This window comes from Streptomyces pseudovenezuelae (assembly GCF_029892565.1).
In the GTDB taxonomy this organism is placed as follows: Bacteria; Actinomycetota; Actinomycetes; order Streptomycetales; family Streptomycetaceae; genus Streptomyces; species Streptomyces pseudovenezuelae_A.
Window position 1 is genome coordinate 496,405 of sequence record NZ_JARXVH010000006.1, and the last position, 15,346, is coordinate 511,750.

The 15,346-nt window shown below is 70.4% G+C and carries 14 protein-coding genes; 13 read left to right on the forward strand and 1 reads right to left on the reverse strand.

The features are described from left to right. The first annotated feature begins 162 nt into the window (after positions 1–162). The 7 genes from aroC to nusB all read left to right on the forward strand — a co-directional run bounded on the left by aroC (position 163) and on the right by nusB (position 6,308). Entirely contained in the window at positions 163–1,347 is a 1,185-nt protein-coding gene (gene aroC / locus M2283_RS22210; RefSeq protein ID WP_280878067.1) for a chorismate synthase, read from the forward strand. Positions 1,348–1,379: 32 nt separating this feature from the next. Beyond that, a complete protein-coding gene (locus tag M2283_RS22215; RefSeq protein WP_280878205.1) occupies positions 1,380–1,862 on the forward strand; it encodes a shikimate kinase in 483 nt (160 codons plus the stop codon). Continuing rightward, entirely contained in the window at positions 1,859–2,950 is a 1,092-nt protein-coding gene (gene aroB / locus M2283_RS22220; protein ID WP_280878068.1) for a 3-dehydroquinate synthase, read from the forward strand. The genes M2283_RS22215 and aroB overlap by 4 nt, the downstream gene beginning before the upstream one ends. Positions 2,951–3,124: 174 nt before the next feature. Then, entirely contained in the window at positions 3,125–3,994 is an 870-nt protein-coding gene (locus M2283_RS22225; protein ID WP_280878069.1) for a Pro-rich N-terminal domain-containing protein, read from the forward strand. A 155-nt stretch (positions 3,995–4,149) separates the two neighbouring features. Continuing rightward, positions 4,150–5,256, forward strand: a complete 1,107-nt coding sequence (locus M2283_RS22230) for an aminopeptidase P family protein (protein WP_280878070.1) — start codon at positions 4,150–4,152, stop codon at positions 5,254–5,256. A 48-nt stretch (positions 5,257–5,304) separates the two neighbouring features. After that, entirely contained in the window at positions 5,305–5,871 is a 567-nt protein-coding gene (efp, locus tag M2283_RS22235; protein WP_280878071.1) for an elongation factor P, read from the forward strand. A gap of 2 nt (positions 5,872–5,873) precedes the next feature. Further along, positions 5,874–6,308: a transcription antitermination factor NusB gene (gene nusB / locus M2283_RS22240; RefSeq protein WP_280878072.1), complete on the forward strand. Its 435-nt coding sequence runs from the start codon at positions 5,874–5,876 to the stop codon at positions 6,306–6,308. A 287-nt stretch (positions 6,309–6,595) separates the two neighbouring features. On the opposite strand, the gene bldD is transcribed toward nusB, so the two are convergent. After that, the gene (gene bldD / locus M2283_RS22245) at positions 6,596–7,099 is read right to left on the reverse strand and encodes a transcriptional regulator BldD (protein ID WP_004990661.1); all 504 of its coding nucleotides are present in this window, start codon (positions 7,097–7,099) and stop codon (positions 6,596–6,598) included. A gap of 254 nt (positions 7,100–7,353) precedes the next feature. Here bldD and pyrR point away from each other — a divergent pair, with 254 nt between their 5' ends. The 6 genes from pyrR (at position 7,354) to carB (ending at position 15,340) form a co-directional block, all read left to right on the forward strand. Further along, positions 7,354–7,944 (forward strand): bifunctional pyr operon transcriptional regulator/uracil phosphoribosyltransferase PyrR, encoded by a 591-nt coding sequence (gene pyrR, locus M2283_RS22250; protein ID WP_280878073.1) that lies wholly within the window; start codon positions 7,354–7,356, stop codon positions 7,942–7,944. A gap of 81 nt (positions 7,945–8,025) precedes the next feature. Beyond that, positions 8,026–9,006, forward strand: coding sequence for an aspartate carbamoyltransferase catalytic subunit (locus M2283_RS22255; protein WP_280878074.1), 981 nt, complete (start codon positions 8,026–8,028; stop codon positions 9,004–9,006). Positions 9,007–9,011: 5 nt separating this feature from the next. After that, positions 9,012–10,298, forward strand: coding sequence for a dihydroorotase (locus tag M2283_RS22260; RefSeq protein ID WP_280878075.1), 1,287 nt, complete (start codon positions 9,012–9,014; stop codon positions 10,296–10,298). Continuing rightward, positions 10,295–10,870: a hypothetical protein gene (locus M2283_RS22265; RefSeq protein ID WP_280878076.1), complete on the forward strand. Its 576-nt coding sequence runs from the start codon at positions 10,295–10,297 to the stop codon at positions 10,868–10,870. The genes M2283_RS22260 and M2283_RS22265 overlap by 4 nt, the downstream gene beginning before the upstream one ends. After that, on the forward strand, positions 10,867–12,039 hold the full coding sequence (gene carA / locus M2283_RS22270) for a glutamine-hydrolyzing carbamoyl-phosphate synthase small subunit (protein WP_280878077.1): 1,173 nt from the start codon (positions 10,867–10,869) through the stop codon (positions 12,037–12,039). Before M2283_RS22265 ends, carA begins: the two co-directional genes overlap by 4 nt. Continuing rightward, a complete protein-coding gene (gene carB, locus M2283_RS22275; protein ID WP_280878078.1) occupies positions 12,032–15,340 on the forward strand; it encodes a carbamoyl-phosphate synthase large subunit in 3,309 nt (1,102 codons plus the stop codon). Before carA ends, carB begins: the two co-directional genes overlap by 8 nt. Positions 15,341–15,346: the final 6 nt, after the last annotated feature.

Sequence of the window (15,346 nt, forward strand, 5' to 3'; positions counted from 1 at the left end):
CACACTCGCCGTCCGTCTGCTGGACCGGCGGCCGGGCCCGGGGCCCGGACGTGGGAGGATCGGGGGATGGCGGGCCAGGGCCGCGCACCTGGTCGGGCCGTCGCCGTACGCGAGGACGCGCGTACGCAGGCAGTACCAGGGCGCGAGCACTGAGGAGCATCGTTGAGCAGGCTGCGTTGGCTGACCGCGGGAGAGTCCCACGGTCCCGCACTTGTCGCGACGCTGGAGGGCCTTCCCGCCGGCGTGCCGATCACCACCGACATGGTCGCCGACCACCTGGCCCGGCGTCGGCTCGGCTACGGCCGCGGTGCCCGCATGAAGTTCGAGCGCGACGAGGTCACCTTCCTCGGTGGCGTCCGGCACGGCCTCACGCTCGGTTCCCCGGTCGCGATCATGGTGGGCAACACCGAGTGGCCCAAGTGGGACCAGGTCATGGCGGCCGACCCGGTCGACCCGGAGATCCTCGCCGGGCTCGCCCGCAACGCCCCGCTGACCCGCCCGCGCCCCGGCCACGCCGACCTCGCGGGCATGCAGAAGTACGGCTTCGACGAGGCCCGGCCGATCCTGGAACGCGCTTCGGCCCGGGAGACCGCGGCCCGTGTGGCGCTGGGCGCGGTGGCCCGGTCGTACCTCAAGGAGACGGCCGGCATCGAGATCGTCTCGCACGTGGTCGAACTGGCCGCCGCGAAGGCCCCGCAGGGAGTCCTGCCCACGCCGGCCGACGTCGAGAAGCTGGACGCCGACCCGGTGCGCTGCCTGGACGCGGACGCGTCGAAGGCGATGGTCGCGGAGATCGACCAGGCCCACAAGGACGGCGACACCCTCGGCGGTGTGGTCGAGATCCTGGCCTACGGCGTGCCGGTGGGCCTCGGCTCGCACGTGCACTGGGACCGCAAGCTGGACGCCCGGCTGGCCGGTGCGCTCATGGGCATCCAGGCCATCAAGGGCGTCGAGATCGGCGACGGCTTCGAGCTGGCGCGGGTGCCCGGCTCGCAGGCGCACGACGAGATCGTGAAGACCGACGAGGGCATCCGCCGGGTCTCCGGCCGCTCCGGCGGCACCGAGGGCGGCCTGAGCACGGGCGAACTGCTGCGCGTACGCGCCGCGATGAAGCCCATCGCCACCGTTCCGCGCGCCCTGCGGACCGTCGACGTCGCCACCGGCGAGGCCACGCAGGCCCACCACCAGCGTTCCGACGTGTCCGCCGTGCCGGCCGCCGGTATCGTCGCCGAGGCGATGGTCGCGCTGGTCCTCGCCGACGCGGTCGCGGAGAAGTTCGGCGGCGACTCGGTCCCCGAGACTCGCCGCAATGTGCGCTCCTACCTCGAGCACCTGGCCATCCGGTGAGCCCCGCACCCGTGGTCGTGCTGGTGGGCCCGATGGGCGTCGGCAAGTCGACCGTCGGACAGCTGCTGGCCGAGCGCCTCGGCGTCGGCTACCGGGACACCGACGACGACATCGTCGCCGAGCAGGGCCGGACCATCGCCGAGATCTTCGTCGACGGGGGCGAGCCCGCCTTCCGGGCGATCGAGAAGCAGGCGGTGCGCCGGGCACTCGCCGAGCACGAAGGTGTCCTCGCCCTGGGCGGCGGCTCGGTCCTCGACGAGGAGACCCGCGCGCTGCTGGCCGGGCAGCGGGTCGTCTACCTCTCGATGGACGTCGAGGAAGCCGTCAAGCGCACCGGCCTGAACGCCGCCCGCCCGCTCCTCATGATCAACCCGCGCAAGCAGTGGCGCGAACTGATGGAGGTCAGGCGGCACTTGTACGAGGAGATCGCCACCGCGGTCGTGGCCACCGACGGCCGTACACCCGAAGAGGTCACCCAAGTCGCCTTGGACGCACTGGAGTTGAAGGAAGCATGAGCGAGGCAGTGACCCGGATCCAGGTCGGCGGCACCGCGGGCAACGAGCCCTACGAGGTCCTGGTGGGCCGTCAACTCCTGGGCGAGCTGGCCGGGTTGATCGGCGAGAAGGCCAAGCGGGTCGCCGTCGTGCACCCCGAGGCGCTCGCCGAGACCGGCGAGGCGCTCCGCGGCGACCTGGCCGAGCAGGGCTTCGAGGCCGTCGCCATCCAGGTGCCGAACGCGGAGGAGGCCAAGACCGCCGAGGTCGCCGCCTACTGCTGGAAGGCGCTCGGCCAGTCCGGCTTCACCCGCTCCGACGTCATCGTCGGCGTGGGCGGCGGCGCGAGCACCGACCTGGCCGGATTCGTCGCCGCGACCTGGCTGCGCGGGGTGCGCTGGATCGCCGTACCGACCACCGTGCTGGCCATGGTGGACGCGGCCGTCGGCGGCAAGACCGGCATCAACACCGCCGAGGGCAAGAACCTGGTCGGCGCCTTCCACCCGCCGGCCGGCGTGCTGTGCGACCTGGCCGCGCTGGACTCCCTGCCGGTCAACGACTACGTCTCCGGACTCGCCGAGATCATCAAGGCGGGCTTCATCGCCGACCCGCTGATCCTGGACCTCATCGAGTCCGACCCGCAGGCGGCGCGCACCCCCGCGGGACCGCACACGGCTGAGCTGATCGAGCGCTCCATCCGCGTCAAGGCCGAGGTGGTCTCCTCGGACCTCAAGGAAGCCGGCCTGCGCGAGATCCTCAACTACGGCCACACCCTGGGCCACGCCATCGAGAAGAACGAGCGCTACAAGTGGCGGCACGGCGCGGCCGTCTCGGTCGGTCTGCACTTCGCCGCCGAACTCGGCCGTCTGGCAGGCCGGTTGGACGACGCCACGGCCGACCGGCACCGCACGATCCTCGAATCGGTCGGCCTGCCCCTGCACTACCGCTACGACCAGTGGCCCAAGCTCCTGGAGAACATGCGGGTCGACAAGAAGTCCCGCGGCGACCTGCTCCGCTTCATCGTCCTGGACGGCCTGGCCAAGCCGACCGTCCTGGAGGGCCCCGACCCGGCCGTACTGCTCGCCGCGTACGGCGAGGTGGGCGAGTAAGTCCACTGGAGCGCCGTCCGTCCGAATTGCCGATCTGCCCTTGTGGGCACGGGCACTTCGGACCGCCCCCGGCCGTTCACCAAACGACGGCCGGGGAAGGTACCGTTCGGTAGGGAGTGGGGGGCAGCCCCCGTCGCCAGCGCCAATTGCCTGTACGAGACGGAGTGGCACCGGATGCAGCACGCAGTGGGTTCTCCGCTGCCGCCGCCCCATCAGCCGGGGCACGGACCGGTCGCCGGCTGGTCGCCGGCCGCGCACCACCCGGGTCACCCGGGCCCGCACCAGGGCCCGGCCCCCGTGCCTCCGCCGCCTCCGGCCCAGGGCTTCCCCGGAGCACCCCCGGCCATGGCCCCACCCACTCCGCAGCGGGCCCCGACCCCGCCGCCGTCCGTCCCGGACACCACCGGCCACGTCCCGCTGCCGCCCGGCGGCCCGGTCGCGATGCCCAGCGTCCCGCCGACCGCCACGGCCGGCGCGGACCCGGCGTCCACGACCCTCGCCGTCCTGCTGATCGGCCCCGCCGGCGCCGGCAAGACGAGCGTCGCCAAGTACTGGGCGGACCACCGCCGAGTCCCCACCGCCCACATCAGCCTCGACGACGTACGCGAATGGGTCCGCTCGGGCTTCGCCGACCCGCAGTCCGGCTGGAACGACCACTCCGAGGCCCAGTACCGCCTGGCCCGCCGCACCTGCGGCTTCGCCGCCCGCAACTTCCTCGCCAACGGCATCTCCTGCATCCTCGACGACGCCGTCTTCCCCGACCGCCCGGTCGTCGGCCTCGGCGGCTGGAAGCGCCACGTCGGTCCCGGCCTCCTCCCGGTGGTCCTGCTGCCGGGTCTGGAAATCGTCCTGGAACGCAACGCCGAACGCGCCGGCAACCGCCGCCTCACCGACGAGGAGGTCGCCCGCATCCACGGCCGCATGGCGGGCTGGTACGGCTCGGGCCTCCCGATCATCGACAACTCCCAAATGGACGTGGCCCAAACGGCAGCAGTCCTGAACGACGTACTGGCAAGATCAATAGCAAGCCCCCCTAACTGGTAGACGCCGGGGAGCATGCCCACCTTTAAGGGGCGCGGGGATCTGCGCGACAAGCCCCCACGCACCGCCACTCGCCACACAACATCGAGTGGCACCCCGTCCCCCGAACGGAACCCTCAAAACCAGCACAATCCAGGCATCCCTCCTACGCTCATCTCATGTCAGAGATGTACGCAATCCGCCGAACCCGGCTAAGGGAACAGTGCAACGCCGCCGGCAACGCGGCAGCGCTCGTCTCCCGCCCGGCCAACGTCCGCTACCTCGCAGGCGCGTCCCCGCAGGGGTCCGTCCTGCTCCTGGGGAAAACCGAGGACCTGCTCCTCTGCACCGGCCCCCCGGACGAAAGACCCTCAGACGGCCGCCCGGACGAGACGATCCGCGTACAGAGCCTCCCGGGCAGCGCAGGCGACCCGGCCGTCGCGGCCGCAGGCCTGGCCATGGCCCAGGGCGCGGACTCCCTCGCGGTGGAGGAACACCACCTCACAGTCGCCCGGCACCGGGAAATCCGCTCAGTCGCACCCCGCATCCGCGTCGCAGACCTCGGCGGTGCCGTAGAACAGCTCCGCGTCGTCAAGGACGAGGAAGAGATCTCCTGCCTCCGCATCGGCGCGGAAATCGCCGACCAGGCCCTGGGCGAACTCCTGGAGTCCATCCTCGTAGGCCGCACCGAACGCCACCTCGCCCTGGAACTGGAGCGCCGCCTGGTGGACCACGGCGCCGACGGCCCCGCCTTCGCCACCTCCGTCGCGACCGGCCCCAACGCCGGCCGACGCGCGCACCTGCCCACCGACCGCCGCGTCGAGGAGGGCGATTTCCTCTCCGTCTGCCTCGGCGCGAGGTACCGCGGCTACCGCTGCGAGATCGGCCGTACGTTCGTCATCGGGACCTCGCCCGCCGACTGGCAGATCGAGCTCTACGACCTCGTCTTCGCCGCCCAGCGCGCCGGCCGCGAGGCGCTGGCGCCCGGTGCCGCCTACCGAGATGTGGACCGGGCGGCGCGTCAGGTACTGGACTCAGCGGGGTACGCGGAGGGGTTGTCGGCGCTGATGGGGCACGGGGTGGGGCTCGAAATCGACGAGGACCCGCAGTTGGCCCCTGCGGCCATGGGTAAACTGGACGCTTGCGTGCCGGTCACCGTCGAACCGGGGGTCCACCTCCCGGGCCGGGGCGGTGTCCGGATCGATGACACGCTCGTCGTCCGCCCCGAGGCGGACGGCGGACCCGAGCTACTCACCATCACGACCAAGGAGCTCCTAGCGCTGTAACGCGCGTGCCCCGTGGTCGTCCACGTCAGTCCAGGAGATTCCGCAACCGTGGCTTCCACGAACGACCTCAAGAACGGCCTGGTGCTCAAGCTCGACGGAGGCCAGCTCTGGTCCGTCGTCGAGTTCCAGCACGTCAAGCCCGGCAAGGGCCCTGCCTTCGTGCGCACCAAGCTGAAGAACGTGCTTTCCGGCAAGGTCGTCGACAAGACGTTCAACGCCGGCGTCAAGGTCGAGACGGCCACTGTCGACAAGCGCGACATGCAGTTCTCGTACATGGACGGCGAGTACTTCGTCTTCATGGACATGCAGACCTACGACCAGCTCATGGTCGACCGCAAGGCCGTCGGCGACGCCGCCAACTTCCTGATCGAGGGCTTCACGGCCACGGTGGCGCAGCACGAGGGCGAGGTGCTCTTCGTCGAGCTGCCGGCCGCCGTCGAGCTCGTCATCCAGGAGACCGAGCCCGGCGTCCAGGGCGACCGTTCCACCGGTGGCACCAAGCCCGCCACCCTGGAGACCGGTTACCAGATCCAGGTCCCGCTCTTCATCACCACCGGTGAGAAGATCAAGGTCGACACCCGCTCCAGCGACTACCTCGGCCGGGTGAACAGCTAACCGTGGCTGCTCGCAACACGGCCCGCAAGCGCGCCTTCCAGATCCTCTTCGAGGGCGACCAGCGCGGCGCCGACGTCCTGACGGTCCTCGCGGACTGGATCCGACTCTCCCGGGACGACACCCGGCAGCCGCCGGTGAGCGAGTACACGATGCAGCTCGTCGAGGGCTACGCCGAGCACGAGCGGCGCATCGACGATCTCATTGCCCAGTACTCGGTCGGCTGGACGCTCGACCGGATGCCGGTCGTGGACCGCAACATCCTGCGGCTGGGCGCCTACGAGCTGATCTGGGTCGACGAGACCCCGGACGCCGTCGTCCTCGACGAGATGGTGCAGCTGGCGAAGGAGTTCTCCACGGACGAGTCGCCCGCCTTCGTCAACGGTCTGCTGGGCCGCTTCAAGGAGCTGAAGCCCTCGCTGCGCCGGGACGAGGCGTAGGCCCTGTGGGCGGAGCGCCCACGACGAACGCCGGGAGCCCGCAGCGTGCCTGCTGCGGGCTCCCGGCGTTCGTGCACCTAAAGGGGGTGGGTGGTGTCCTCGTAGGGCGGCTGCGGGCCGTCTGGGGCCTGTCACGCAGTTCCCCGCGCCCCTGGGCGTCGCCCGCACGTCGCCCGAGACGCCAACGGCAATCCCGAGACACGAAGGGCGAACAGAGCACCGGGGCGCCTGGAACCCTAAAGTTCCAGCCACCCCGGCGGCACGTTTCTGCTCTTGCGCTGTAAGGCTCAGCTCTCCTCGTGGGAGGCGACCGCGCGGCGGGCGTCCGCGTCCAGGACGCCCCAGCTGATCAGCTGCTCGGTGAGGACCGAGGGGGACTGGTCATAGATGACGGCGAGTGTGCGCAGGTCGTCCTGGCGGATCGACAGCACCTTGCCGTTGTAGTCGCCGCGCTGGGACTGGATCGTGGCCGCGTACCGCTGCAGCGGGCCCGCCTTCTCGGCCGGCACCGTGGCCAGCCGCTCCAGGTCGAGGACCAGCTTCGGCGGCGGCTCGGCGGCGCCGCCCGGGGTCGTGCCCGGCAGCAGCTCCTGCACCGGCACGCCGTAGAAGTCCGCCAGCTCGGCGAGGCGCTGCACGGTCACGGCACGGTCACCGCGCTCGTACGACCCGACCACGACCGCCTTCCAGCGTCCCTGGGACTTCTCCTCGACACCGTGGAGGGAAAGGCCCTGCTGGGTGCGGATGGCCCGGAGCTTGGCCCCGAGCTGTTTGGCGTATTCGCTGGACATATAGCTCCCCGGACACTGTGTCGACGCGACCGGTGGTGTTTCCGAGCCGCGCGTCTGGTAACTCACTGTGAGGTTACGCAGCGTGACTCTCGCCCGTCAAGCCGAATGGTCCACACCGCGTCTTCTGGGGAACCGGTGGCCGGTTACGCCAGGGGGGTGATCAGGGACGTCGTGCGGGCCTGCTACCGTGGATGGCGCAAATCCGACGTCCTTTAACATCCGTCCCGTGAGGCGGAGAAGGAGGTCCGTTTCATATGGACAAGCAGGACAAGCACGACACGCACACCTCCGATGCCCGGCCCGTGCTCGAAGGGCCCGACATCGCGCGGGTGTTGACCCGCATCGCCCACGAGATCGTCGAACGCGCCAAGGGCGCCGACGACGTGGTGCTCCTCGGCATCCCGACCCGAGGCGTCTTCCTCGCCCAACGGCTGGGCGTCAAGCTGGAGGAGATCACCGACCGCAAGATCCCGGTCGGCTCCCTCGACATCACCATGTACCGCGACGACCTGCGCATGCATCCGCCGCGTGCGCTGGCCCGTACCGAGATTCCCGGTGACGGCATCGACGGCCGCCTGGTCGTCCTCGTCGACGACGTGCTCTTCTCCGGTCGCACCATCCGCGCCGCCCTCGACGCCCTGAACGACATCGGGCGTCCACGCGCGGTGCAGCTCGCGGTCCTGGTCGACCGCGGCCACCGCGAACTGCCCATCCGCGCCGACTACGTCGGCAAGAACCTCCCCACGTCGTTGCGGGAGACGGTCAAGGTCCTGCTCGCCGAGGAGGACGGTCGCGACACCGTGCTGCTCGGTGCGAAGCCGGCCGCCCCGGGCGCGTCGCAGTAGCACTCCGGCTTCCGCCCGAGTGCGTGCTCACGCATGCCCGTATGCCCGAAAACTCCTGAATTGCCTTACGGAGCCTGACAGATGCAGCGTCATCTCATCTCGGCCGCCGACCTCACCCGCGACGACGCCGTCCTGATCCTCGACACCGCCGAGGAGATGGCCCGGGTCGCCGACCGGCCGATCAAGAAACTGCCGACCCTGCGCGGCCGTACCGTCGTCAACCTCTTCTTCGAGGACTCCACGCGCACGCGTATCTCCTTCGAAGCCGCCGAGAAGCGCCTCTCCGCGGACGTCATCAACTTCACCGCCAAGGGGTCGAGCGTCTCCAAGGGCGAGTCCCTGAAGGACACCGCCCAGACCCTGGAGGCCATGGGTGTCGACGCCGTCGTCATCCGGCACGGCGCCTCCGGGGCCCCCTACCGTCTCGCCAACTCCGGCTGGATCGACGCGGCCGTCATCAACGCCGGTGACGGCACCCACCAGCACCCCACGCAGGCCCTGCTGGACGCCTTCACCATGCGCCGCCGGCTCATCGGCCGGGACGCCGGGATAGGGCAGGACCTGGACGGCAAGCGGATCACCCTCGTCGGCGACATCCTGCACAGCCGCGTCGCCCGCTCCAACGTCGACCTGCTGCACACACTCGGCGCCGAGGTCACCCTCGTCGCCCCGCCGACCCTGGTTCCGGTCGGCGTCGAGTCCTGGCCCTGCGAGGTGTCGTACGACCTCGACAGCACGCTCTCCAAGAGCGACGCGGTGATGCTGCTGCGGGTCCAGCGCGAGCGGATGAACGCCGCCTTCTTCCCGACCGAGCGCGAGTACTCGCGGCGCTACGGACTGGACGGCGACCGCATGGCCAAGATGCCCGAGCACGCCATCGTGATGCACCCCGGGCCGATGGTCCGCGGCATGGAGATCACCGCCGAGGTCGCCGACTCCGAGCGCTGCACCGCGATCGAGCAGGTCGCAAACGGAGTCTCCATCCGGATGGCCGTTCTGTACCTGCTGCTCGGCGGCAACGAACCCGCCGTCTCCCACGCCCGCACCAACGAGGAGAAGTAAGACCCATGAGCAAGATCCTGATCCGTGGTGCGAAGGTGCTCGGCGGCGAGGCGCAGGACGTCCTGATCGACGGTTCGGTCATCGAGGCCGTCGGCCCGGGGCTGTCGGACGAGGGCGCCGAGGTCGTGGACGCCGAGGGCAAGGTGCTGCTGCCGGGCCTCGTCGACCTGCACACCCATCTGCGCGAGCCCGGCCGCGAGGACTCCGAGACCGTGCTGACCGGCACGCGCGCGGCGGCCTCCGGCGGCTACACGGCCGTGTTCGCCATGGCCAACACCTTCCCGGTCGCCGACACCGCCGGCGTGGTCGAGCAGGTCTACCGGCTCGGCCAGGAGCACGGCTACTGCGACGTGCAGCCCATCGGCGCCGTCACGGTCGGCCTGGAGGGCCGCAAGCTCGCCGAACTGGGCGCCATGTACGAGTCGGCCGCCGGCGTCACCGTCTTCTCCGACGACGGCAAGTGCGTCGACGACGCCGTGATCATGCGCCGGGCGCTGGAGTACGTGAAGGCCTTCGGCGGAGTCGTCGCCCAGCACGCGCAGGAGCCGCGGCTGACCGAGGGCGCCGAGATGAACGAGGGCGTCGTCTCCGCCGAGCTGGGCCTGGGCGGCTGGCCGGCGGTGGCCGAGGAATCGATCATCGCCCGGGACGTCCTGCTCGCCGAGCACGTCGGCTCCCGCGTCCACATCTGCCACCTCTCGACCGCGGGGTCCGTCGAGATCGTCCGCTGGGCCAAGTCCCGCGGCATCGACGTCACCGCCGAGGTCACCCCGCACCACCTCCTGCTCACCGACGAGCTGGTGCGCACCTACAACCCGGTCTACAAGGTCAACCCGCCGCTGCGTACCGAGCGGGACGTGCTGGCCCTGCGCGAGGCGCTGGCCGACGGCACGATCGACATCGTCGCCACCGACCACGCCCCCCACCCGCACGAGGACAAGGACTGCGAGTGGGCCGCGGCCGCCATGGGGATGGTGGGCCTGGAGACCGCGTTGTCAGTGGTGCAGGAGACCATGGTGGACACCGGGCTCCTCACCTGGGCCGGGGTCGCCGAGCGCATGTCCGTCAAGCCTGCCGAGATCGGGCGGGCCAAGGGCCACGGCCGTCCCGTCTCGGCTGGTGAGCCCGCCAACCTCACGCTCGTCGACACGGCATACCGTGGGTCGGTGGACCCCGCGGGCTTCGCCTCGCGCAGCCGGAACACTCCGTACGAGGGGCGTGAGCTGCCGGGCCGTGTGACGCACACGTGGCTCCGGGGCAAGGCCACGCTCGTCGACGGGAAGCTCACGTGACATCTGCAACTCTGCTCGCCGCCGCCTCACTCGCCGCCGAGAAGAAGTCGGCCGACGTCACCGACTGGGCCGCCCGCATCGGCTGGCTCGTCGGACTCGGCCTCTTCGTCGCGCTCGTCTACTGGCTGATGCGCGAGGGCTGGAAGTGGCGCGGCACGCTCCAGGGCGACGTGCCCGAGCTGCCCACCGCGCCGGACGACCCGGGCCCGGCGAAACTGACCATGAGCGGCCGCTACCACGGCTCCACCACCGCCGGTCAGTGGCTCGACCGCATCGTGGCGCACGGCCTCGGCACCCGCAGCCGGGTCGAGCTCACCCTGACGGACGCGGGACTGGACGTCGTACGCCCCGGGGCCACCGACTTCTTCATCCCGGCCGACGCGCTGCGCGAGGCCCTGCTCGGCAAGGGCATCGCCGGGAAGGTCCTCGCCGAGGGCGGTCTGCTGGTCGTGACGTGGGCGCACGGCGACCGGCTGATCGACTCCGGGTTCCGCTCCGACCACGCGGCCGAGCACGCCGAGTGGGTCGAGACCTTGAACAGCATGATCAACAAGACGGAAGGCGCACGATGACGACCTCCATCCAGGGAGCGGCCTCGCAGAGGCACAAGGCAGCTCCCGCCGTACTCGTCCTGGAGGACGGCCGGATCTTCCGCGGCCGTGCCTACGGGGCCGTGGGGGTGACCTTCGGCGAGGCCGTGTTCTCCACCGGGATGACCGGCTACCAGGAGACCCTCACCGACCCGTCGTACGACCGTCAGATCGTCGTCGCGACCGCCCCGCAGATCGGCAACACCGGCTGGAACGACGAGGACGACGAGTCGGGCCGCATCTGGGTCTCCGGCTACGTCGTACGCGACCCCGCGCGCGTGCCGTCCAACTGGCGGGCCAAGCGCTCCCTGGACGACGAACTGGTCGCGCAGGGCGTGGTCGGCATCTCCGGCATCGACACGCGCGCGTTGACCCGCCATCTGCGCGAGCGCGGCTCGATGCGCGCCGGCATCTTCTCCGGCGAGGGCATCGCCACCGAGCCCGAACTGGTCGAGCGCGTGCTGGCCCAGCCGCAGATGAAGGGCGCCTCGCTGTACGAGGAGGTCGCCACCAAGGAGGCGTACGTCGTCCCCGCGATCGGCGAGAAGAAGTACACCGTCGCCGCCGTCGACCTCGGCATCAAGGGCATGACCCCGCACCGGATGGCCGAGCGCGGCATCGAGGTGCACGTGCTGCCCGCCACCGCGAGCGTTGAGGACCTCTACGCCGTCGAGCCGGACGGCGTGTTCTTCTCCAACGGCCCGGGCGACCCGGCCGCGGCCGACGGCCCGGTCGCGCTGATGACCGCCGTCCTGGAGCGCCGGACGCCCCTGTTCGGCATCTGCTTCGGCAACCAGATCCTCGGCCGCGCCCTCGGCTTCGGCACCTACAAGCTCAAGTACGGCCACCGCGGCATCAACCAGCCGGTCCAGGACCGTACGACCGGCAAGGTCGAGGTCACCGCGCACAACCACGGGTTCGCCGTGGACGCGCCGCTCGACCAGGTCAGCGAGACGAAGTTCGGCCGCGCCGAGGTCTCCCACGTCTGCCTGAACGACAACGTCGTGGAGGGGCTCCAGCTGCTCGACCAGCCCGCCTTCTCCGTCCAGTACCACCCCGAAGCCGCAGCGGGCCCGCACGACGCCGCCTACCTGTTCGACCGCTTCACGTCTTTGATGGACACAGTCCTGATGGAGGGCCAGCGTGCCTAAGCGCACCGATATCCAGTCCGTCCTGGTCATCGGCTCCGGCCCGATCGTCATCGGTCAGGCCGCCGAGTTCGACTACTCCGGCACGCAGGCGTGCCGCGTCCTGCGCGCCGAGGGACTGCGCGTCATCCTGGTGAACTCCAACCCGGCGACGATCATGACCGACCCCGAGATCGCCGACGCCACCTACGTCGAGCCGATCACCCCGGAGTTCGTCGAGAAGATCATCGCCAAGGAGCGCCCCGACGCGCTCCTGCCCACCCTGGGCGGCCAGACGGCCCTCAACACGGCCATCTCGCTGCACGAGGCGGGCACGCTCGACAAGTACGGCGTCGAGCTGATCGGCGCCAACGTCGAGGCCATCAACAAGGGCGAGGACCGCGACCTCTTCAAGGGCGTCGTTGAGGCCGTCCGCCAGAAGATCGGGCACGGCGAGTCCGCCCGCTCGGTCATCTGCCACTCCATGGACGACGTCATCAAGGGCGTCGACACCCTCGGCGGCTACCCGGTCGTGGTCCGCCCGTCCTTCACCATGGGCGGCGCCGGCTCCGGCTTCGCGCACGACGAGGAGGAGCTGCGCCGCATCGCCGGCCAGGGCCTCACGCTCTCGCCGACCACCGAGGTGCTCCTGGAGGAGTCCATCCTCGGCTGGAAGGAGTACGAGCTGGAGCTGATGCGCGACAAGAACGACAACGTCGTGGTCGTCTGCTCCATCGAGAACTTCGACCCCATGGGCGTGCACACCGGCGACTCGATCACCGTCGCCCCGGCGATGACGCTGACCGACCGCGAATACCAGAACCTGCGGGACATCGGCATCGCGATCATCCGCGAGGTCGGCGTCGACACCGGCGGCTGCAACATCCAGTTCGCGATCGACCCGGTCGACGGCCGGGTGATCGTCATCGAGATGAACCCGCGCGTGTCGCGCTCCTCGGCCCTCGCCTCCAAGGCGACCGGCTTCCCGATCGCCAAGATCGCCGCCAAGCTCGCCGTCGGCTACACGCTCGACGAGATCCCGAACGACATCACGCGCGAGACCCCGGCCTCCTTCGAGCCGACCCTCGACTACGTGGTCGTCAAGGCGCCCCGTTTCGCCTTCGAGAAGTTCCCGTCCGCCGACTCCACCCTCACGACCACCATGAAGTCGGTCGGCGAGGCGATGGCCATCGGCCGGAACTTCACCGAGGCCTTCCAGAAGGCGCTGCGCTCGCTGGAGAAGAAGGGCAGCCAGTTCACGTTCGTCGGCGAGCCCGGCGACAAGGTCCAGCTCCTGGAGGAGGCCGTACGGCCCACCGACGGCCGGATCAACACCGTCATGCAGGCCATCCGCGCCGGCGCCACCCAGGAGGAGATCTTCGACTACACGAAGATCGACCCCTGGTTCGTCGACCAGCTCTTCCTCATCAAGGAGATCGCGGACGAGCTGGCCGCCGCCGACAAGTTGGACCCGGAGCTGCTGGCCGAGGCCAAGCGGCACGGCTTCTCCGACCAGCAGATCGGCGAGATCCGCGGCCTGCGCGAGGACGTCGTACGCGAGGTTCGGCACGCGCTGGGCATCCGCCCGATCTACAAGACGGTCGACACCTGCGCCGCCGAGTTCGCCGCCGAAACGCCGTACTTCTACTCGTCCTACGACGAGGAGAACGAGGTCGCCCCGCGCGAGAAGCCCGCGGTCATCATCCTGGGCTCCGGTCCCAACCGCATCGGCCAGGGCATCGAGTTCGACTACTCCTGCGTCCACGCCTCCTTCGCGCTCAGCGACGCGGGCTACGAGACCGTGATGGTCAACTGCAACCCCGAGACCGTCTCCACGGACTACGACACCTCCGACCGCCTGTACTTCGAGCCGCTGACGCTCGAGGACGTGCTGGAGATCGTCCACGCGGAGCAGCAGGCCGGGCCGATCGCCGGTGTCATCGTGCAGCTCGGCGGCCAGACCCCGCTCGGTCTGGCGCAGGCACTGAAGGACAACGGCGTGCCGATCGTGGGCACCCCGCCGGAGGCCATCCACGCCGCCGAGGACCGCGGCGCCTTCGGGCGCGTGCTCGCCGAGGCGGGCCTGCCGGCCCCCAAGCACGGCACGGCCACCACGTTCGTGGGTGCCAAGGCCATCGCCGACGAGATCGGCTATCCGGTCCTCGTCCGCCCGTCGTACGTCCTCGGCGGACGCGGCATGGAGATCGTCTACGACGAGACCCGGCTGGAGTCGTACATCGCCGAGTCGACCGAGATCAGCCCCACCCGGCCGGTCCTGGTCGACCGCTTCCTCGACGACGCCATCGAGATCGACGTCGACGCGCTCTACGACGGCCAGGAGCTCTACCTCGGCGGCGTCATGGAGCACATCGAGGAGGCCGGCATCCACTCCGGCGACTCGGCGTGCGCCCTGCCGCCGATCACCCTGGGCGGCTTCGACATCAAGCGCCTGCGGGCCTCGACGGAGGCCATCGCCAAGGGCGTTGGCGTGCGCGGACTGATCAACATCCAGTTCGCGATGGCGGGCGACATCCTCTACGTCCTGGAGGCCAACCCGCGCGCGTCCCGTACGGTCCCCTTCACCTCCAAGGCGACCGCGGTGCCGCTGGCGAAGGCCGCCGCCCGCATCTCGCTGGGCGCGACCGTCGCCGAACTGCGTGCCGAGGGGCTGCTCCCGGCCCACGGTGACGGCGGCGAGCTGCCGTTCGACGCGCCGATCTCCGTCAAGGAGGCGGTCATGCCGTGGTCGCGCTTCCGCGACATCCACGGACGCGGTGTCGACACGGTCCTCGGCCCGGAGATGCGCTCCACCGGTGAGGTCATGGGCATCGACTCCGTCTTCGGCACGGCGTACGCCAAGTCGCAGGCGGGCGCCTACGGTCCGCTGCCGACCAAGGGCCGAGCCTTCATCTCGGTCGCCAACCGCGACAAGCGCTCGATGATCTTCCCGGCCCGTGAACTGGTCGCGCACGGCTTCGAGTTGCTCGCCACCTCCGGCACGGCCGAGGTCCTCAAGCGCAACGGCATCAACGCGACGATCGTGCGCAAGCAGTCCGAGGGCACCGGCCCCAATGGCGAGAAGACCATCGTCCAACTCATCCACGACGGCGACGTCGACCTCATCGTCAACACCCCGTACGGCACCGGCGGCCGCCTCGACGGCTACGAGATCCGTACGGCGGCCGTGGCGCGGTCGGTCCCGTGCCTGACGACGGTCCAGGCGCTCGCCGCCGCCGTCCAGGGCATCGACGCCCTCAACCACGGTGACGTGGGCGTCCGTTCGCTCCAGGAACACGCGGAACACCTGACCGCGGCCCGCGACTAGCAGCCC